This is a genomic window from Roseofilum reptotaenium CS-1145 (assembly GCF_028330985.1).
Classification (GTDB): Bacteria; Cyanobacteriota; Cyanobacteriia; order Cyanobacteriales; family Desertifilaceae; genus Roseofilum; species Roseofilum reptotaenium.
Genome location: NZ_JAQMUE010000074.1, coordinates 173,825 through 193,883 on the forward strand (window position 1 = coordinate 173,825; position 20,059 = coordinate 193,883).

Here is a 20,059-nt window from a genome sequence, read left to right on the forward strand (position 1 = left end):
TATTAGCGAAAGCGGAGATCATCCTCGAGCGGTTTGAGCAAAAATTTTTGATAAACTGAATCAGACCGTTGGGTAACAGTCAGGAGTATTGAAGATGGCTCGACTTGGCCGTAAAGCCTATGTAAGGACAAGAGGCAGAAGCATTTTCGCACAACTGCTGTTGATACTTTTCTTGGGGTGGGTTGGCTTAGGATTATCCTTACCTGGATGGGCCCAAACTCAACCTACAGAAGTAACCACTAGAGCTAAGATTGTATTGGATGGTTATGAATTATTTGAGGTAGAAGCTTCTGGACGCTTTAGCGCTGAGGAGAGAGCCACCCGAGTGAATCAGTTATTACAGGAAAAGCTGGATCGGGCGATCGCCACGGATACCCCACCTGAAGTCACAATTGTCCAAAATAACGGCCAAGTTAGTCTCCAAGTTAATAACCGCCACCTCGTCACCCTGACTGCATCAGATATGATGATGCCAGGGCAACCGTCCCTAGAACAAGCCGAGCGTTGGCAAAACGAGATTGAACAAGCTCTGCAACGCGCTCGTCGAGAACGAACGCCCATCTATAGAGCCTGGGCAATTAAAATGGCCCTGATCGCCAGTGCTGCGGCGATCGCCCTACAAAGTCTCTGGTTTTGGCTTCAGCGACGCTTACAGCGGCAAAAGAAAAAGGATTCGGAGCTGATTAAAACTTCCTGGAAAATTTTAGTCCTGATCCTGTTGCAAGTAGCAACTTGGCTCATCGTTATCTGCTATGTAACCCATCTATTTCCCCTCAGTCGTCGCTGGTTATATCGCACCTATATTTTCTTACGGGATCTGTTTTCAGCACAAATTTTTACCGTTGGTGAACGAGCATTATCCCTGAATAATTTGCTCTTAATTGGAGTGATGGCGATCGCCTTAATCTTGATCACCAACTCCTTTACTGAAGTTCTCAAAACCAAAATTGTCCCCCTCGTCGGAGTAGATCGCCATTCCCAACAGGCGATCGCATTCTTTCTTCGCTATGCTCTCCTCTTCATCGGCTTTCTGCTGATTCTCACCCTGAGCGGTGTAGACTTTAGTTCCCTCGCAATTCTGATCAGTGTTCTAGGTGTGGGGATTGGGTTTGGTTTGCAAAATATTGCCAAAGACTTTATTAGCGGTCTAATTATGATCTTTGAACGACCGATCCAAGTCGGGGAATTGGTACAAGTGGGAGAGTTTCAAGGTTTAGTGCAACGCATTGGCCCTAGAGTCACTGAAATGACTACCATTGACCGGATTACCATTATGGTTCCCAATTCCCGCTTCATCGAAGGAGAAGTCCAAAATTGGAATCGTACTGGTTTAACTCGTCTCAAAGTTTATGTCGGTGTTGCCTATAGTTCAGACATGCAACTCGTCCATGATGTCCTGCTTGCTGTTGCTCAGATTCCTCATCCTGAAATTCTCCGCCATCCCCCACCGAAAGCGCAATTTAGAGGATTTGGAGATAATGCCCTCAACTTTCGGATTGTGGTCTTTATTCGAGACCCTCTGAAACAACCGAAAGTGAAAACCCATTTACTCCATTATATGTCCCTATATTTAGAACATTATGGGATTGGAATTCCTTTTCCTCAACGGGATTTACATATTAAACTGCCTGGACTCGAACAAGTCGCGGATACCTGGTTAACTCAACAAGGTCGAGAACATTGGCAACCCTCACCTGTGCCTGCACCAGAACGCCCGAAAATTAAGCCAGAATACAATTGGGAAGATATCCTTCAAAGAATGCGCGGTCCCGAAGGTATATCGATTCGCGATCGCCGCTATGGTTTAAAAGCTTTTTCTAACTGTTTTGTGGGTTCTGAAGCAGTGGATTGGTTAATGGAGCATGAACAATCGACCCGTCCCGAAGCGATTATGATGGGAGAAATGATGGTTAATCTCGGCATTATTCATCATGTTTTAGATGAACATGGCTTTGAAGACAGTCTCCTCTTCTATCGCTTTTATGCCGATGAAAACCTAGAACATGAAGACCAATATTTGACTCCTCCACCCACCGAGGGAGGCGATCGCATTGATGAACGGGGTATTGAAAAAAATACCGATAGCGATACAGCGATGATTGATGACTAGATATCCCTCTTTTGTCATTTTTGGAGATCGAGATCGCTCTATCCCCATCTAAAGAGATATTTGCCGATCTGACTAGATTTTTGAATTTCTGTCATGAAAAACCGTTCTCCTAGCATGTCGTACTATACTTGAACAATGAACCACGCGCCACACGAGTTCGCTGAGCCGCTGTGTGCCATAGCTCTAAGATGACTTCTTCTATGTTTTGGGCATCAGCCTCTAGCATCCGGGAAATCATGCTAATCTTGCCAAATGACCAAAACAAACCCGCCTCCAGCAAGTACGGTTCATCAGTTTCAGCATGTACCCGAAAATCATACAAAGAATAATCACGACACCCTAAAGCAATATGGGCTTTCTTCGCAGCATCAGCCATCTCCTCGAATAACTCTGGAGGTAGATCCGCTGGACAAACGATGTTCACCGGTGTTTGTCGATCAGGGGTTCCATCTGATCGCAACTCCAACTTTTCCCGTACGGTTCTAATTGGGTTCTCCTCAGTCACCAGATATTCAATCATCGGCGCTACCCATAACTCTCCCTTGCGCTCAATGACTCCTACTCGCAACTCCCGTCCAGCGATATACTCTTCTACTACTAAAACGTCATCATGTTCAAACCCCACTTGCAACGCGTCAGCGATTTTAGTCCGATCCCAAACCAACGTTAATCCTAAAGAATTATCTTCCGAGTTCGGTTTAACAATCAATGGCGGTTCTAGGGTTATCCTATCCCCTCGACGTACCTCTTGTCCCTTCGCCACACGAACTCCAGCAGCAGACACCACACTTTTGGTATGAGCTTTGTTCGCTGCTAGTGCCGTACAGTGGGATGTAGAACCCACCATTGGTAAACCTAAAATATCCTCAAAAAACGCCCGGAAGCTCGTCATGCCAGGAAAACAAAACAGATGGGGAACCACCAGATCGATCTGGGGGAGCCGAGCAATCATCTCCTGAAGTGATATCTTTTCTGACATGGAATCCAAGGATGTTCCCAACTGCCAAAACCCATCAGGATTAACGACTGCATAGTAACTGCTAACCCCTGGAGGTTGTAGAACTTCTTTGGCATAAATCATCGATAGATTATGATAAAAGTCTGAGACACGAGAGCCAGCCAAGTGCAACACTTGTAAAGGACTTTGAGATGATTGAGTTCGAGACATACAGTGGCTTGCGATGTAATGAGATACAGTAAGACCCCCCCCCTAAATCCCCTTTAGAAAGAGAGACTTTTACTGCCCCTCTTTCTAAGCTAATCTTGTTGGGGTTTCTGCGAAACCCCATCCAGTAAGGATTGTGCGAGCGCATTTTCGGCAGCTCGATGGCTGAAACTCAGTCAAATCAAGAGCCGGTTTTAAAAACCCTACAGGATTAGCTTTCTAAGGGGGGTTGGGGGGATAGAGATGTACCCCATAAGAGCGAAAACTGCTGTATGAGTTAGGTAAAATAAAATTTAGATATTTCTGTCCGATCATCCTTGTTTTAATCACCATCTAATTCGACTAACTTGCCAATATTAAAATCGATTCTTACCCAACCCTTCATCTTTTTCAAATTCTGCAATAAGAGCAGAGGAATTTGCCAATGATGAACCATCAAAAAAGGTAGGGGGTCATTAAGTTGAAAAATGCCATCTGTGCCTTCTGTTATTCTTTTGATCCAAGCCTGGAATTGCCCAAACGATCTAATTTCAGTCACTCTCCACAGTTCATGGTATGTCCAGTATGTGGGTTTACTGTCGGGTAGGGGAAAAATCGGGCTTTCGGTTTCATCTTCAGCGTCTTTCAGATAGGCATCTGCAACTCCGGGATGATCGTGAAAGGTGGTAATAGCTGAATGGGTTCTAGGATTGCATTCTATGGGATAGACTTGTCCATCTTCGGTTTTAATAAAATCAAAGGAGATTTGACCCGTGAGATTTAAAGCTCTGACAAAAGTTTCCACCCATTGATAAATTTCCGGTTCTTCTACATGGTCGTAGTTGACTTGAAACTCAGAGGATTCACAACAGCAATGCAGTCTGATTTTCCCCTTTCTGACTGTGCTATGAGTACAATATTCTTTCCCTTGAACAAATTCTTGCATAATCCAAGGTTTATCTTCAGTTATGGGTAACTTTTTGACAAACTCTTCCATTTCTTGCTCAGACTTCATGGGTAGTTTGGTCATATCCAAACGGCGCACGGAGTCATAGGGAATGCTTTTGAGGATATATCGACTGCCATCTTGCGCAAAATCAAAATCCAGGATTTGCTTCGAGTCAGTTATTAAAAATGACTGGGGAACAGATAAACCGAGACTTTTGGCTTTTTCAATAAATGTAAATTTATTGTCTAGCAGCTCAGTGATATCAAGATTGAAATGAAAGACTTCACAATAGGGTGATAAAATCGGCTTGAGTCGCGATTCATCATAACTGCCTGCGGGACTTGATACGGGGATAAATAAATTGATGTTTTCTTTTTGGACAATTTCTAATACTGCTTGCTGATAACCATCCCAGTCTTTCTGAGGATTAGGAACGGTATAAAATCCTTTAATAGCATTGGAAAAACGATTTCCTGAGAGCCAATATTTATGGATTTCTAAAAGGAAAACGCGATGTCCACTCCCATTAAAGCTACGAGCTAGTTGTAGGGATTTGGACATTTTTGCCCCAGTAATCAGGATATTCTTCGGCTTTTCATATCCTGGCGGTTTGGCTCGGATAGGTGTGAGAATATTCCAGAGTACAACTGGTAAAATTTTTAAGAGATTGAAGGGTAAGAGGAGGGTAAGCAACAGGAAAGTGCTTAAGTTCTGAAAGAGAGCATAAGCATGGTTTTGGATAAATAATATGATGAGCATGTTGATTTTATGGTTTCGACTTTCTGCGAATCATGGTCACACCATCGCGCAGGGGAAGCAAAACCTGCTCTAGTCTAGGATCTTCGGTGACAAAGCGATTAAATTGGGCGATCGCCTCCCCATTGGCACTACGCTGTTCCAGTTTCAAGTAAGGTTGCCCTTGCAGCAAGGTATTATCGACGAAGATCCAGCCGTTTTCAGCTAAGAGGGATGTTTCTAACAGCATTTGCAAATACTGAATGTACTTGCCCTTATCGGCATCGATAAACACAAAATCAAAGGATTCCCCTACTTCAGCTAATTCTTTCATAATGTCCAATGCTGGCCCAACCTTAACCGAAATCTTGCCTCCATCAGCAGACTGCTTAAAACAGGTTTGGGCAAATTCAGCTACATAGGGGTCAATTTCGCAGGCAATCACTTGTCCATCATCGGGTAAAGCTTCAGCCATGGCCAGGGCAGAATAACCAGTAAACATGCCAATCTCTAGGATACGCTTGGCATTGGTCATGGATACAAACATCTTTAGAGTCTGACCTTCCAGATGTCCAGAGAGCATTTCTTGTTCTAACTGACGCACGGTTTCCCCATCGGAAAATCGCAGTTCCCAGGGTTCTTGACTGGTTTGATGAGCAAGGGTGGCTAAAGCAGGAGATTCTGGGGTGGTATTTTCTTCGATATAAGGATTCAGTCCAGCCGCGAGTTGATAGGCTTGATCGATTTGATCGATTAACTCTGTCGGGATATTGGCGGACTTTGCCTGTTTAGAAATGGCTTCTAACTGTTCGACTAAAATCCCTAGGGGGGTTACAGCTCTGGGTTTCTGAATCTCTGGATGATGTTTGCTCATGACTGTTTTTTCCTTACTCTAATCCAAGATCGCTGAGGTACATTTGCTCACCTGCACCCCCATCCGGAAACTGACTACAAATGGCTTTATGCTCTTTTATGGCATTGTGCAACAGTTCTGGAGAAACCTCTTGTGCATAATCACACGATCCAATCCCTCCGTGGGGTAAGGGGGCCCAAAGTCCTCCTTGGCCGCGCTTGCGACGCATATTTTTCTGGCCAGCCAGCATGAGGTCGGTGTCTTCTAAGATAGGATGATAGACAGATAAACCAAGGCTGCGACAGAGGTTGATAATGCGATCGCGCTCTTCAGTACCAATCCAGTCCAATTTTTGGGCTAACGTTGCGCCAAAAGCCATGCCAATGGTGACTGCATGGCCATGCATCAATTTGGCTACTGGTTCAAACCGTGGACTCCAAGTATGGCCGTAAGCATGGGGACGGTCTTGATAGGTTTCAAACATATTTGTCCCTTCATGCTTCATATACGCATAGAGGGCGCGATAAATGACTTCATCAGCAATTTTCTCTAACTCTGGATTGGCACTCACCGTGGCGAAATGGGTTTCAATCAAGTCTGCTCCATACTGTTCCAAGAGTTCAAATAACTCCCGGTCATCTGTCACGGCCATCTTGATAATTTCCGCCATACCATTGCGAACATGACCGGTGGGTAATGTTCGGAAAAAACTACGGTCTACTAAGGTGAGAACCGGAGGATGATAAACGCCAATACTGTTTTTGAATAATTCGCCATTCACACAAGTTCGAGGGGAAGGGCCAGCATCAAGGGCCGCTACAATTGAAGTCCCAATCATCACGTAGGGAGTGCGCCGATGTTGCAAGGCACAGGCTAATCCGGCTACATCGCTGAGAACTCCACCCCCAATGACTAAAACGGGTTCATTGCGGGAAACATCACAGCCTTCCTTACCTAAGAAATGGAGCAATTTATGAACCATTTCGGGGGTTTTATCCGATTCCCAAGCACGGCAGACTTTGAGTTCTAAGGGGATTTCATGAACTTGGAAATAGTGGCGTAGGGCTTCTCCATAAAGCTGATCAATAGTTTGATCGATAATGCTGATACAGCGACCCCGTTCTCGATACAGATCCACCAAAATGGGGTTTGTCGGGTCTAAAACCCCTTGGACTATTTTGACTTCTGCTTTCAGGGTATACGTAGCGGTAACGGTAAATGATCGCCGATCTTCTTCTTGTTGAATTTCACCGTAACCGGTATACCATTGTGAGGTTTGATATTTAGAATCGTGCGGTCGCCAAATGAGTAGGTCAGAGTCTCGATCGTCAGATGGGGAAGGGTTTAGACGATCGCTTGCTGGGCGATCGGAATTTGATAGAGATGGTGAAACCATGTATTTCTGCTGGTATAGATGCTACACAAAAACAATCATCTGTTATCAGCATACTGGATAAGGGATATTGGGTCAACTTATTCGTTAAGGAACTGACTGATGAAGGTTTGTAAGCGTTTGAGTTGGAAACTGTTGGCTAACTGCAACATTTGTTGGGTAAACGGAGTTAAGGTGCGATCGCTGGCTACTAGATCTTCTGCCACTTCGGTAATCGCTTGAATATCCCCGTCTTGTATAAGAACGAGTAATTGCTCTAAGACTTCGCGATCCGGCACAATCATCCGCTCCGATTGGCCTCCATCGGCTCCTTGAGGTGAAGATGAATCTGGAGGAGGGTCTTGATAAACCCACTCTAAATCTAAATGAGCCGAGAGTAACTGAAAGAGTAATTTGGCATCTACGGGTTTAGGCAAAAAGTCATGCCCGCCGGTATCTAGGGCACGTTGGCGATCGAGTTCAGAGACAGAAGCGGATGAAACAATGACGATAGTCTGTTGGAGATCTTTGGATGAATAAACCTGCGTTAAAAATTCAAATCCATCCATTACAGGCATGACTAGATCGGTAATCACTAGATCGGGTTGGACTGAACGGAGTTGTTCTAATCCTTGTTGACCATTTTCTGCTTCAATGACTTTGAAATCAACGGATTCTAACAGGTTTCGCACAACAGCGAGGTTTTCCCAACGATCGTCGATCGCCAGAATGGTACGACGATCGCCTTCATATCCAATGATATTATGACTGCGATCGTCCTTAACTTGCTGCACCCAATCTTCAGCAATGGGGAGTTCAGTGGTGAAGAAGAATTCACTGCCGACTCCCCGTTGACTTTTAACTTGAATCTTGCCCCCCATCAGTTCTACAATCCGTTGGCTAATGGCTAGTCCTAGCCCGGTTCCTTCCGATTGTTTTTGGCGATCTCCCACCTGTTCAAACGCTTCAAACAACTTAATGCGATCGGCTTCGGCAATACCAACGCCGGTATCAATGGCCTTAAATAGAATGGAGGCAGTGGTTTCGGAGAGAGCGAGAACTTCAATCCCTAGGGTTACCGAACCAGAATCAGTAAATTTAATCGCATTACCCAACAAATTAATCAACACCTGTCGTAGGCGTTTTTCATCGGTTTCTACGCCATCCGGTAAGCTAGAACTGGGTTGATAGATAAACTCAATCCCCTTTTGTTGAGCTTTAATTTTGCACATTTCCACCACACTTTGCAGCAACGATGGTAAATGTACAGCCTGGGGATTCAGTTCGAGTTTGCGTGCCTCAATTTTAGAGAGGTCTAAAATATCATTGATTAGGGTGAGTAGATGGGAACCACATTGGTAAATGACATTTATTCCATGACGCTCTTTATCTGCAAGGACTTTAGAGCGGACTAAAATTTGAGCATAACCGAGAATGCCATTCAAGGGCGTTCGTAGTTCGTGACTCATATTGGCCAAAAAATCACTTTTGGCTTGGTTGGCAACTTCGGCTTGCTCTTTTGAGCGTTTGAGTTCTTCCGCCCGTTCTTCTAGGGCTTCATTATAACGTTCCATTTCTGCACGAGATGCTTGCAAGGAGGCCGTCATGTTATTGAACGTTTGAGCCAGAGTTCCAACTTCATCACCCGATTCTACAACCGCTTGAGTGTCTAAATTGCCTGACATCACCCGGTTGGTTACGTCGGTTAACCGAATAATGGGTTGGGCAATTTGTCGTCGTAGGGCAATGGCTAAAATAATAGCCATGGATAAAGCGATGAAACCGGCTAGTAATCCTTGCCACTGGGCTTGACTTAAACTTTGACTTCCTGCCTGTAAATCTTGGGATAATTGTTCCTGTTGGTGGGTAACAATCGATTCTAATAGGGCCACCATTTCGCGGGTTACTGGTGCAGCTTCTGTTTTAAACAGGAAAATATCTTCGCGATAACGTTCCCCTTCCACGAGGGTAAAGAGGGCAGCCGTTTCTGCTAAAAACTGCGATCGCCACCCTTCTACCTTCTCTAGGGCTTGACGCTGTTCTACGGGCAATAGGGACTTCTGCTCTTGGAGCGCTTCCCAAGCCGCATCATTTTTCTTCAGAGCGCTCCCATATTCTAGTCGCAGGGACATATTTTGGGTCGCAATATATCCTTTTAGCTCCCCTAACATGCGGTCAAATGACCCCTGAAACCTCAAGATTTCCTTGAACAAGGATAAATCTGCGATGGATGAAGCGTTGTCTTCCTGCCAATTGGAAATCTGGTCGATCTCTGCTCTGAGCCTCTCAGCAGGCGCTTCTGCCTGGTCAATAAAGTGCTTGAGAGCGGGTTGATTCTCGCGGGGGCTATCTTTGAGTAGAAAGAGTTGATCCGGTAGGGTAGACCATTGCTGATAGGCAGCTTTCAATTTCTCTAGGGATTGAAGATCGATGTCATCGGCGATCGGCTCCTGGCCCAATAGTATCTCCAATTGAGCAAGATTGGCCTCGAATGCCAGCCTCGATTGTTCGTACTGAGTCCGAAATCGCGATTCTCCCGTGATGTTATACCCGCGAACATTAAGCAGCATATCTAACAGGTTTTCTTGAGCATTCCCGGAGGCGATCGCCAAAGGAACTCGTATATTCTGAGTTTGTTGAATTTTCTGGGTGACCCAAAGTCCCGCTAGGTAGCTGCGTCCAGCCACTAAAAAGGTAAGGGCTGCCAGAATGCCAAAGCTGATATTGAGCTTTTGACTAATATTGAGATGGTAAATTTTATCGTTCCACGAAGTTCTCAAAGACCGGCTGACCTTAGAGATGGTGGGAACTAGGGAGAGTTTAGCCATTGTAGGTTACTCCCGTATCTAGATACTGGAAAACGGCATCAATAGCTTCTTCGTTATAGCAAGGCACTTTGCACATTCTCCTCAATTATTCCCTATTCCCTAGCGCAAAGCGCTATACTTAGCGATCTCGATTAAACACAAAGTTGGCATAGCTCAGTTCGCTGACTGCGTGCCACCCCGAAATATTATTGCGAAACGCCCTCCAATGGTCGTAAACGGCCTTAAAACCGGGATCTTGAGCAGCTATTTCTTCCTGGAGTTCAATCGCTATTGCATAAGCCGCATTCAATATTTCTTCGCTGAAGGGTAACAACTCCGTACCGCGACTGATTAATCGCTTTAGAGCCGCCCCATTTTCCGTGTCATAGTGAGCCAATGTCGTCACATGAGTTTCTATCGCTGCCGCTTTAAAAATTTCTTGGTATATATTAGGCAGTTGATTCCAAGCCTCTAAATTAACGTAGAGTTGAAAGGCAAAACTGGTTTCCCACCAACCGGGATAGTAATAGTAAGGAGCAACATGATAAATTCCCAGGTTTTCATCATCAAATGGCCCGCTAAACTCTGCCGCATCAATCTCTCCTGACTCCATAGCAGAAAAGACTTCAGTGGAAGATAAAGTAACCGGCTCGGCTCCTAAACGACTCATTACCTGTGCTCCAGCACCCGGTATTCTCATCTTTAGCCCTTTAAAATCGGCTGGTGTAGAGACTTTTTCTCTGAACCATCCTCCCATCTGAACCCCAGTTTGCCCTGCCGGAAAATTAATCACGCCATAGTCAGCATAGAGATCCTGTAAAAGGTCTAAGCCACCTCCCCGATATAGCCAGGCAGTTAGCTGTTGGGAATTCATGCCAAAGGGTAATGTATCGATGCCAAAGATGCGGTTTTTCTCAATATAGTAAGCGCCTCCTGAGTGACCACACTCTACAGTGCCATTACCAACAGCATCTAAGATTTCTAAGGGAGGCACTAATTCTCCTCCACCATAGGGAATAATTACAAATCGTCCTCCGGTCATCTCTTTGACACGGCGCGATAGGGTTTCTGCACTTCCAAATACAATATTGAGTGCTTTAGACCAACTCGTAGCCATTCTCCATTGCACAACGGGAAAAAGGGTGTTGGAGTCTAGTTCGATGGGTTCATTTTGCTGGTCTGGCTGGCTACAACTGCCTAGGGCGGCTGCTCCTGTTAAGGCAGTTGCTGATGTATGGATAAAGTGGCGACGCTTCATAATTTCATGGATTTAAATTTATCATTACTTTTTTCTTCTATGACTGGATTTTAGGGCGACTGACTTGGCTTAACTCTGGATCGGAATTTCAATGGTAAATGTAGTTCCTTTCCCTAGATGAGATTCCACACTCAGTTGTCCTTGGTGCTTTTCTACCACAATTTGATGAGCGATCGCCAGTCCCAATCCGGTTCCTTTTCCCACCGGTTTAGTGGTAAATAACGGTTCAAACAAACGGGTTTGGATCGATTCAGGAATACCGAGACCATTATCGGTAATTTGAATCTCAATTTTGTCTGAGGGCAATAATTTCGTTTGGATTTCAAGCTTGGGGTTGTCTAATTTACCCTGTAAGAGACTTTCATCTAGAGCATCAATCCCATTGGCCAAAATATTCATAAAGACCTGATTCAGCGGCCCGGGATAGCACAAGACTGGGGGCAGACAATTGTAGGTTTTAATGATTTCGATGGGGGCGCGATCGCCACTCCCCTTAATACGATGTTGCAAAATAGTCAGGGTACTATCTAGACATGCGTGTAAGTCTGCTTCAATTTTTGTTTCGCTATCGGCACGAGAAAAGATCCGTAGAGATTCCGTTATATTTTTGATTCGTTTGACACCAAGAGTAAACGATTCGATGATTTTCTCCATATCCTCCAGCACAAAATCTAAATCTAAATCATCTATAGCTTTCTCTAATTCTGCTGAGGGTTTAGGGCAGTCTTGCTCGTAGAGATGAAGAATGTCTTTTACACCTAGGACATAGTCTTTTAATGGTTCAATGTTGCTAGAAAGAAAGGTAATTGGATTATTGAGTTCGTGGGCAATCCCCGCGACCATTTCTCCTAAACTGGAGAGTTTTTCTTGTTGAACTAACTGAACCTGAGCTTGTTGCAAAGCAGCCGTGCGATCGCGCACTTGGTCTTCTAAAGATTCTCTCAAGTGTTTGAGTTGCAGATGCACCCGTACTCTTGCTAGGACTTCTTCGCGATCGAAAGGCTTGGGAATGTAATCGACTGCACCTAGAGCAAAGCCTTTCGTTTTGCTTTCTGTATCAGATAATGCCGTAGCAAAAATAATGGGAATTTTTTCGGTAAGAGGTTTTTCTTTGAGTCGAGAACAGACTTCAAAACCATCCATTCCTGGCATTTGTACATCGAGCAAGATGAGTTCGGGTTGATTTCGTTCGACAAGGGTGAGGGTACTTTCTCCATCCATCGCTACCCGAAAGCGAAATCCCTCACTACTAAGGGCTTCTGAGAGTACGGATAGATTAGTGGGATTATCATCTACAATTAGAATAAACCCAGAATCTTGATTTTTTGGCATCTAATTGGCATCTCAACTTGGCAATCTTGTTTATGCGAGATTATAATCTATTTTTTATGACGGATGGGGTTAAAATTGTCGCGACCAGTTCTTGGGCCAGCGTTCAATTACCACTTTAGTTTGAGTGAAAAATTCAACGGCATGATGGCCTTGACCGTGTAAATCCCCAAAAAAGCTCTCTTTCCAACCACTAAAGGGGAAGAAGGCCATGGGTGCAGCAACACCAATATTAATCCCAATATTTCCAGCTTCAACTTCATAGCGGAATTTACGGGCGGCCGCGCCATTACTGGTAAATAAACAGGCCATATTTCCCCAAGGACTTTGGTTGATTAAGGCGATCGCCTCCTCTAAATCGTTGACATGCATTAAACCCAGAACTGGGCCGAAAATTTCGGTTCCGGCGATCGCACTTTCTGGCTCAACTCCATCTAAAATAGTCGGTCGCACAAAGTAACCGTTCTCGTAACCGGGAATGTTCGCCTTTCTGCCATCTACAAGAATTTGAGCGCCTTCTTGGGTTCCGCGATCGATTAATCCTTCAATTCTCTGTTGACTCCCTTCAGTAATGACTGGCCCCATTTGGATACCTTCATCCAGACCAAACCCGACCTTACACTCCGTTGCAGTTGTGGAGATTGCCTCCCGAAACGAATCTCGTACAGAACCGACGGTGAGAGCGATCGAAGCCGCTAAACAGCGTTGTCCCGCACAGCCAAACGCACTATCAGCCACAATACGCGTCGTCATCTCCAGATCCGCATCCGGCAGCACAATAATTGGGTTTTTCGCGCCTCCCTGACACTGCACCCGCTTCCCATGCGCCGCCGCTTGACTATATATATATCGAGCCACTGGACTAGAACCGACAAAACTAATCGCCCGAATCAAGGGGTGCTCTAAAATTGCGTCTACGGTTTCCTTCGCTCCATGGACTAAATTCACTACTCCGTTGGGTAGTCCTGTTTCCTCTAGCAGATGAAACACCTTTTCCATCGTCAGGGGCACTTTCTCCGAAGGTTTTACAATATAAGTATTGCCACAAGCGAGAGCATAGGGCATAAACCAAAACGGAATCATCGCCGGGAAATTAAACGGTGCAATAACTGCTGCAACTCCTACCGGTTGCCGAATCATGATTTCATCAATCCCCTGGGCAATATCTTCCAGGTTAACCCCTTGCATCAGAGTCGGAATTCCACAAGCGACTTCCACATTCTCAATCGCTCGCCGTAATTCCCCTTGGGACTCCTTCAACGTTTTACCGCACTCGATCGTAATCGTCTGAGCAAGGCTCTCAAAGTCTCGCTCTAACAACCCCTTTAGCTTAAACAAATACTGAATTCTCTCTTGCGGGGGAACCCTGCGCCAATCCTGCTGGGCGATACTGGCTGCCGTTGCTGCGCGATCGACCTCAGTAGCTGGAGAAACCGGAACTTTTCCTAATTGCTCACTCGTCGCTGGGTTGGTTACCGAAATCGATTCCGTTGCTCTAGAGACGCACCATTGGCCATTGATATAGTTTTGTAAACTTCGAGTTTCGGTCATAACTTGTACTTACCCCACTCACGAGTTCCCACTCAACCTACTCTAATAGTATTTTCCCACTCTCCCTACTCGTAAGCAATCTTTCCACACGTAGTCCACGTTAATGGACTCACAACCCAAATTTTACGCAATAAACCGAGGCAAAATCAAAGACAAACTCAAAAATTTTTTTTAAGATCATAAAGTATAAAGACAAAGGTATTATACTAGAAGAATACACAGTATCGCTTTAGATGAGGTCAATCCAGGCAAAGATAGCTCTCTCGTGACCCAGATCCGGGAAATCCCAGATCAACTTCACAGATCCTTCATGATGAACCTATTTTTTTAAAGTTTCCGTGAAGTTTCGGAAAAATGCTTGTAAGTACTCCGTAGTTCTTGCTAACTTAGACTCATGAGAGGAAAACACTCAGGAACAATTACTGAACATGTTTACTCAGGGTGTTCACAATGTTGTTTCTACCAGCTCGAAAAGATATTGGTCTAAGCTCAATACTAAACAAACACTCATTCAAGTTATTTGGAGTCCTAATAAATCATGAAAAACCAACTCGTTGCTTCTATCGCTGTTCTTCCCTTAACCGTTGCTGGTGTTATGGCTACTTCCAGTGCTGCCAATGCTTTCAGCTCTACTCAATTCAGCGGTGGTTTTGGTATCGACGGTCTAACGAGTGTTACCTTAACTAAAGATGCACTAGACTTTAATAATGAACCCTTCACTCCTGTGGCTCTGACAACTCAGGAAGGTGTTTTTGCTCCATTCCAAACTGCACAAATCCAGGAAGTCGTTAGCTTTAGTGGTGATATCTATGAAAATCCTTTCCTAGATTTCGGGACGAAAACTCCTTTTGAGGTGGCCATGGGTGATGTTGGGGAAATTACTGACGGAGCTAACGTCTTCATCTTAGAGAATGCTGAATATGATATTAAGCAAAGTGGTGCTAATATCGCTATTGATGTAGCACTTTTTGGCACCTTTGACATTGGTGGGGAAACAACGAAGGGGGCAGGTAACCTGACTTTCCAACAGAACAATATGACAGTTGATGAGGCTTGGGCTATTCTCAATTCTGGTGGTTCAATTGATGATATGGCTCTAAGTGGTGCTGTATTTACTGCTGTACCTGAACCTGCAACTCTCCTGGGTCTTGGTCTAGTTGGTGCAGCCTTAGTTGGTACTCGTCGTCGCCAAAATGGATAAGGTGTAAAAGAAAAGAAGGGTTATAGTCATTTCAATTAAGGTTGATACACTAAGATCTATCTGCAAGAAGGGGATCTGTAGGGGCAAATGGTTGTTTGCCCCTACAATCATATCTGAATCTTATTTGAATCAACTGCCCACCCTACCACGATCGCCAAGAATCTCAGAATAGGACAAAACTGGATGAAGCGCTGCTAAACAAGGGCCCCTCAGCCCCTTGCCTCAAGTAATTGGATAGGATTAGAAGATTTGCGATCGCATATAAGCCACGGGCAAAGTCACCAATTTCTTCGGTAAAGACACATAAGCGCGTTTGCTAAATACATCATAATCATTGCGTTCAATCGCTCCTAAAATCTGTTGATAGAGCATCAACGCTGACCAAACTGGCCATCGAGCATCCCGAATCAGATGCCGTACCCCCCGTTCTGCTTGTTTGTAGAACTTCCGCGCTCGTTGAATTTGAAAGCGCATAAACTCGCGCCAACGCTTGTCAATCACCCCGTTCAGTAAATCCTCTTCCGTATAGTCAAACAGAGCCAACTCTTCCAAGGGTAAATAAATTCTGCCGCGCTGAATATCTTCCCCCACATCCCGGAGAATATTTGTTAACTGGTTGGCAATACCTAGGGCTACTGCTTCTTCTATCGGTACATAGGGGCGATTATGCCAAGGAGCAACAGAACCGGACTCGTCTACGCCCATTACGCACGTAGACATTAACCCCACAGTTCCCGCAACTCGGTAACAGTACAAATACAGATCGTCAAATGTTTGATACCGACTTTGGAATAAATCCATTCGTTGCCCGGCAATCATATCGCGGAAGGGCTGAATGTCTAGGGGAAACTGGTGTAGGGCATCCACTAGGGCAACTTCTTCATCGGTGATGGCACGTCCGTCAAACACTTCTTCTAGGCGTTGTTCCCAATGGTCAAGGGTTTCTGGAGTGGTAATTTCACTTTCCTTACCATCTACCAATTCATCGGTATGCCGACACCAAGCATAAATGGCCCAGATGGCGCGGCGCTTGGATTCTGGCATCAATAGGGTTCCTAAATAGAAGGTTTTAGCGTAGGTTGCCGTAATTTGACGACAGAGTTCATAGGATTGTTCTAGGGAGACAAGCGGTCTCATGCGAGCAGGCTTCGGTAATTGCAGCATGGGTTACAGAGAGATTCGGCGGTGGGAAATTTAGAGTGCGGACTCAGATTTAGCCGGGGACTTTATTGGAGTTTCTCCTAATTCCTGACTTCTGACAATAGCTTGGGCGGTTAATTTGCCGGATAAGACGGCTCCTTCCATGCTGGCCAGGTAGCGCTGCATGGTGTAATCTCCAGTGAGATAGAAGTTGGGAATAGGAGTTTCTTGGGAAGGACGGTAATTTTGCCGCCCGGGGGTGGCTTTGTAGACTGAGCGGGGGGTTTTGACGACGTGGGATTTGAGCAATTTTGTCGGGTTGTCGCCCGTGAAATGTTGGGGAAATAGGGTTTTCAGTTCAGCTAAAGTGGCGGCGATAATTTCTTCATCGGATTTTGAGATCCAGTCTTTAGCGGGGGCTAGAACCAGTTCCAGCATGGAGCGGTCTGGGTTAGCGTACTCTTTGCAGGTGTTACTCATGTCTGCGTAGACACTGAGAAGGGGAGAGCGGGAAAAGAGCAGATGGTCAATGTCGGTGAGTTTGCGGTCAAACCACAGGTGCAGGTTGATGACGGGAACCCCTTCTAGTCCTTGGAGTTGCTGGAAGTAGGGCATGGTTCGCCAAGGTTGGGGCAGGATGGTTTTCAGGGGATCTATGGGCATGGCAGAAACGTAGACATCGGCGGTTAACTCTTCATCGGGTTGGCCGTCGAGTCCGCGCAGTAAAAAGCTGCCAACGCTGTAGTCGTCTTTGAGGAGGAATTGTTTGATGGGGGCGTTGAGTCGAACTTGGCCACCGCGATCGCTAATATAATCGACTAAAGGCTGGCACAGTCTTTCTGTGGGAGAGCCATCGAGGAAGGCCATTTTCGAGCCGTTTTTCTCCTGGAGAAATCGATTCAGAGCTGTGAGGATAATGGTGGCAGAAATTTCATCGGGGTTAATGAAGTTCAACGCTTTGGACATGGCGATAAAGACTTCAGTTTCAATGCGAGGCGGTACATTTTGTTTTTTGAGCCATTCACTAAAGGAATATTGATCCATTTCCTCTACATAGCTCTGTCCCTTAAGGATAGCTGGAAGCAGTCCGATGCCAAATTGGATTTTTTCACCCCAGGTGAGCATGTCGTTATTGCGGAGAATGGCAATTAGACCATTAATGGGAGCAGGGAGATCAGGAAAGTCAAACCGGGAGTAGGTTCCGGGTTTTTCCGGCTGGTTGAAGATCATCGTGTGCTGTTTCCATTGCAAACGGTCTTCAATGTCGAGTTCTTTGAATAATTGCAGCATATTGGGATAAGCCCCAAAAAAGATGTGCAATCCGGTTTCGTACCAGTCCCCGTCTTCGTCTTTCCAGGCGGCTACTTTTCCTCCTAGGACATCCCGACGCTCTAGGACAATGGGGGTGTGACCCGCATCGGTGAGGTATTTGGCGCAGGAGAGTCCTGCTAATCCAGCTCCAGCGATCGCAACTCGCATTTAGTTTCTTTTTCGCTCTGTAACATTTCTTAGTATTCTACACCAGTCTGCCCAGAGTTCTCACTTTTTGATCGAAGATCCCCATAAATCTCGATTCCGGGAGCCAAAACGACAGATGAGCAAAGTTGCCAGTTTACCAGGTGTCTCTAGTCTGACGCATAGGGACAGCGCAGCAGAGACCAAGTTACCCATTCCCTATTCCCTATTCCCTATTCCCTAGCGGGAAGCGCTTTGTGCGCTTTACGGACTAGCACAACCGGGATAGATCGAGTTCGAGCATTTCCTTATGGTGTAAAGCATAGGGGAAGTTAACGCGCTGCTTACTTCACGCGATCGTTTTTCCCACCCATGATTTTTCATTCATCACCTCATCTGGAGTGGCGGCTGACCTATGTATTTAACTAGCGTTTTCTTAACTCAAAATCCTAAAGTGTTAACGACCCCTTGGTTCTGGAAAGCCTTGATTTCCATGGGTAAAGGTTGGGTCTTATTTTGTCAATATTCTTGGCTGATTTCGCCCCTGAAGTGTCTTTTGGCGAGTTAGTTTTCAATCCTTATAGGGATTTAAGAGCATTTCAAGGGTTAAAATGAGAAAAAGTTGTATCGAAAGAGAAAACTTTTGTGAGCGTCAGAGTTAGAATCGCACCGAGTCCCACCGGAAACCTCCATATTGGTACAGCACGGACGGCTGTATTTAACTGGTTATTCGCCCGACACTTGGGAGGGCAGTTTATTCTCAGAATTGAAGATACGGATTTAGAGCGATCGCGCCCCGAATACACCGATAATATCCTCGAAGGCCTCAATTGGCTAGGTTTAACTTGGGATGAAGGGCCATTTTATCAGTCCCAACGGCTCGATCTCTATAAACAAGCCGTGCAAACCTTACTCGACAAAGGATTAGCCTATCGCTGCTATTGCACTCCCGAAGAACTCAACGACATGCGAGCCAAGCAAAAAGCCGCCGGACTTGCTCCTCGCTATGATAACCGCCATCGCAATTTGACGGCAGACGAACAAGCTGCCTTTGAAGCCGAAGGTCGTAAACCCGTAATTCGCTTTAAGATAGACGGCGATCGTAGCATTGTCTGGAAAGATTTAGTTCGAGGAACCGTCAGTTGGAAAGCCAGCGACTTAGGTGGAGATATGGTGGTTGCTCGTGCTGCTGAAGCCGGAGGAGTCGGTCAACCCCTCTATAATTTAGCCGTAGTCGTTGATGATATGGATATGACCATCACCCATGTCATTCGCGGTGAAGACCATATCGCCAATACCGCCAAACAGATTTTACTCTACGAAGCCTTGGGGGGACAGGTTCCCGAATTTGCCCACACGCCCCTAATCTTAAATCAAGAAGGACGCAAACTCTCCAAGCGTGATGGTGTAACCTCCATTTCCGATTTCCGTAAGATGGGTTATATTGCTCCTGGTTTAGCCAATTATATGACCCTGTTGGGTTGGACAGCTCCCGATGCGACGCAGGAAATCTTTACCCTAGACGAAGCCGCCCAAACCTTTACGTTCGATCGCGTCAATCAAGCTGGTGCTAAATTTGATTGGGATAAACTTAACTGGATTAATAGCCAATATCTCCATCATCTTCCCATCCCTGAATTAACCGATCTGATCCTTCCGGTTTGGCAAGAAGCTGGTTTTGCCACAGACTCAGAAGAACGCTCCTGGTTAGAACAAATTGTTGCTTTAATTGGCCCCAGTTTAACCCGTTTGCCGGAAGCCGTGGAATTGGCGCAAATGTTCTTTACTGAAGAGATTAACTTTTCAGAAGAAGCAACGGAACAACTGCAAAAAGAAGGCGTAAAAGAGATTTTAGAATCCCTTTTAGCCACAGTCGAAGGTCATTCCCTGAGCGAAGTCGAAGGGCAAAGCGCGACTGAAGACACCCTCAAAGATGCCATTAAAGCCGTCACCAAAGCAAAAAAGGTGAAAAAAGGCTTAGTCATGCGGAGTCTACGCGCAGCCTTAACCGGTGAAGTCCACGGCCCCGACTTGATCCAATCTTGGTTACTCTGGAATCAGAAAGGACAAGATGGCGATCGGATCAAACAATCCCTGAACACCCTGTAGTTGTTGCGCTTCAGCGCTCCGAACATTTTAGCGCTGAAGCGCAACA

13 protein-coding genes are annotated in these 20,059 nt (G+C 45.5%); 3 read left to right on the forward strand and 10 right to left on the reverse strand.

The features are described 5' to 3' along the window. Positions 1–94 precede the first annotated feature (94 nt). Positions 95–2,110 carry a mechanosensitive ion channel domain-containing protein gene (locus PN466_RS13320; protein WP_271940123.1) on the forward strand — a complete coding sequence of 672 codons (2,016 nt, stop codon included), beginning with the start codon at positions 95–97 and terminating at the stop codon, positions 2,108–2,110. A 109-nt stretch (positions 2,111–2,219) separates the two neighbouring features. On the opposite strand, the gene PN466_RS13325 is transcribed toward PN466_RS13320, so the two are convergent. The 8 genes from PN466_RS13325 to PN466_RS13360 all read right to left on the reverse strand — a co-directional run bounded on the left by PN466_RS13325 (position 2,220) and on the right by PN466_RS13360 (position 14,108). Then, positions 2,220–3,278, reverse strand: coding sequence for a D-alanine--D-alanine ligase family protein (locus PN466_RS13325; protein ID WP_271940124.1), 1,059 nt, complete (start codon positions 3,276–3,278; stop codon positions 2,220–2,222). Positions 3,279–3,597: 319 nt separating this feature from the next. Beyond that, positions 3,598–4,962 (reverse strand): ATP-grasp domain-containing protein, encoded by a 1,365-nt coding sequence (locus PN466_RS13330; protein WP_271940125.1) that lies wholly within the window; start codon positions 4,960–4,962, stop codon positions 3,598–3,600. Between the two features lie 7 nt (positions 4,963–4,969). Continuing rightward, the gene (locus PN466_RS13335; protein WP_271940126.1) at positions 4,970–5,812 is read right to left on the reverse strand and encodes an O-methyltransferase; all 843 of its coding nucleotides are present in this window, start codon (positions 5,810–5,812) and stop codon (positions 4,970–4,972) included. Positions 5,813–5,825: 13 nt separating this feature from the next. Next, positions 5,826–7,187 carry a sedoheptulose 7-phosphate cyclase gene (locus PN466_RS13340; RefSeq protein ID WP_271940127.1) on the reverse strand — a complete coding sequence of 454 codons (1,362 nt, stop codon included), beginning with the start codon at positions 7,185–7,187 and terminating at the stop codon, positions 5,826–5,828. 77 nt (positions 7,188–7,264) lie between these two features. After that, on the reverse strand, positions 7,265–9,991 hold the full coding sequence (locus PN466_RS13345) for an ATP-binding protein (protein ID WP_271940128.1): 2,727 nt from the start codon (positions 9,989–9,991) through the stop codon (positions 7,265–7,267). 118 nt (positions 9,992–10,109) lie between these two features. Continuing rightward, positions 10,110–11,228, reverse strand: coding sequence for a TRAP transporter substrate-binding protein (locus PN466_RS13350; protein ID WP_271940129.1), 1,119 nt, complete (start codon positions 11,226–11,228; stop codon positions 10,110–10,112). Between the two features lie 69 nt (positions 11,229–11,297). Continuing rightward, a complete protein-coding gene (locus PN466_RS13355; RefSeq protein ID WP_271940130.1) occupies positions 11,298–12,560 on the reverse strand; it encodes a sensor histidine kinase in 1,263 nt (420 codons plus the stop codon). 69 nt (positions 12,561–12,629) lie between these two features. After that, positions 12,630–14,108: a CoA-acylating methylmalonate-semialdehyde dehydrogenase gene (locus PN466_RS13360; protein WP_271940131.1), complete on the reverse strand. Its 1,479-nt coding sequence runs from the start codon at positions 14,106–14,108 to the stop codon at positions 12,630–12,632. A gap of 538 nt (positions 14,109–14,646) precedes the next feature. Here PN466_RS13360 and PN466_RS13365 point away from each other — a divergent pair. Beyond that, positions 14,647–15,309, forward strand: a complete 663-nt coding sequence (locus PN466_RS13365) for a PEP-CTERM sorting domain-containing protein (RefSeq protein ID WP_271940132.1) — start codon at positions 14,647–14,649, stop codon at positions 15,307–15,309. Between the two features lie 240 nt (positions 15,310–15,549). On the opposite strand, the gene crtB is transcribed toward PN466_RS13365, so the two are convergent. Then, on the reverse strand, positions 15,550–16,473 hold the full coding sequence (gene crtB / locus PN466_RS13370; RefSeq protein WP_271940133.1) for a 15-cis-phytoene synthase CrtB: 924 nt from the start codon (positions 16,471–16,473) through the stop codon (positions 15,550–15,552). Positions 16,474–16,503: 30 nt separating this feature from the next. Next, positions 16,504–17,928 (reverse strand): 15-cis-phytoene desaturase, encoded by a 1,425-nt coding sequence (pds, locus tag PN466_RS13375; RefSeq protein WP_271940134.1) that lies wholly within the window; start codon positions 17,926–17,928, stop codon positions 16,504–16,506. A gap of 621 nt (positions 17,929–18,549) precedes the next feature. Here pds and gltX point away from each other — a divergent pair. Next, positions 18,550–20,013, forward strand: coding sequence for a glutamate--tRNA ligase (gltX, locus tag PN466_RS13380; protein WP_271940135.1), 1,464 nt, complete (start codon positions 18,550–18,552; stop codon positions 20,011–20,013). Positions 20,014–20,059 lie beyond the last annotated feature (46 nt).

Excerpts from the sequence above, each read along its gene's own strand:
- pds (WP_271940134.1), bottom strand. The coding sequence starts at position 17,928 with ATGCGAGTTGCGATCGCTGGAGCTGGATTAGCAGGACTCTCCTGCGCC.
- PN466_RS13350 (WP_271940129.1), bottom strand. The coding sequence starts at position 11,228 with ATGAAGCGTCGCCACTTTATCCATACATCAGCAACTGCCTTAACAGGA.
- PN466_RS13355 (WP_271940130.1), bottom strand. The coding sequence starts at position 12,560 with ATGCCAAAAAATCAAGATTCTGGGTTTATTCTAATTGTAGATGATAAT.
- PN466_RS13335 (WP_271940126.1), bottom strand. The coding sequence starts at position 5,812 with ATGAGCAAACATCATCCAGAGATTCAGAAACCCAGAGCTGTAACCCCC.
- PN466_RS13320 (WP_271940123.1), top strand. The coding sequence starts at position 95 with ATGGCTCGACTTGGCCGTAAAGCCTATGTAAGGACAAGAGGCAGAAGC.
- PN466_RS13345 (WP_271940128.1), bottom strand. The coding sequence starts at position 9,991 with ATGGCTAAACTCTCCCTAGTTCCCACCATCTCTAAGGTCAGCCGGTCT.
- PN466_RS13340 (WP_271940127.1), bottom strand. The coding sequence starts at position 7,187 with ATGGTTTCACCATCTCTATCAAATTCCGATCGCCCAGCAAGCGATCGT.
- PN466_RS13365 (WP_271940132.1), top strand. The coding sequence starts at position 14,647 with ATGAAAAACCAACTCGTTGCTTCTATCGCTGTTCTTCCCTTAACCGTT.
- PN466_RS13330 (WP_271940125.1), bottom strand. The coding sequence starts at position 4,962 with ATGCTCATCATATTATTTATCCAAAACCATGCTTATGCTCTCTTTCAG.
- PN466_RS13325 (WP_271940124.1), bottom strand. The coding sequence starts at position 3,278 with ATGTCTCGAACTCAATCATCTCAAAGTCCTTTACAAGTGTTGCACTTG.
- crtB (WP_271940133.1), bottom strand. The coding sequence starts at position 16,473 with ATGCTGCAATTACCGAAGCCTGCTCGCATGAGACCGCTTGTCTCCCTA.
- PN466_RS13360 (WP_271940131.1), bottom strand. The coding sequence starts at position 14,108 with ATGACCGAAACTCGAAGTTTACAAAACTATATCAATGGCCAATGGTGC.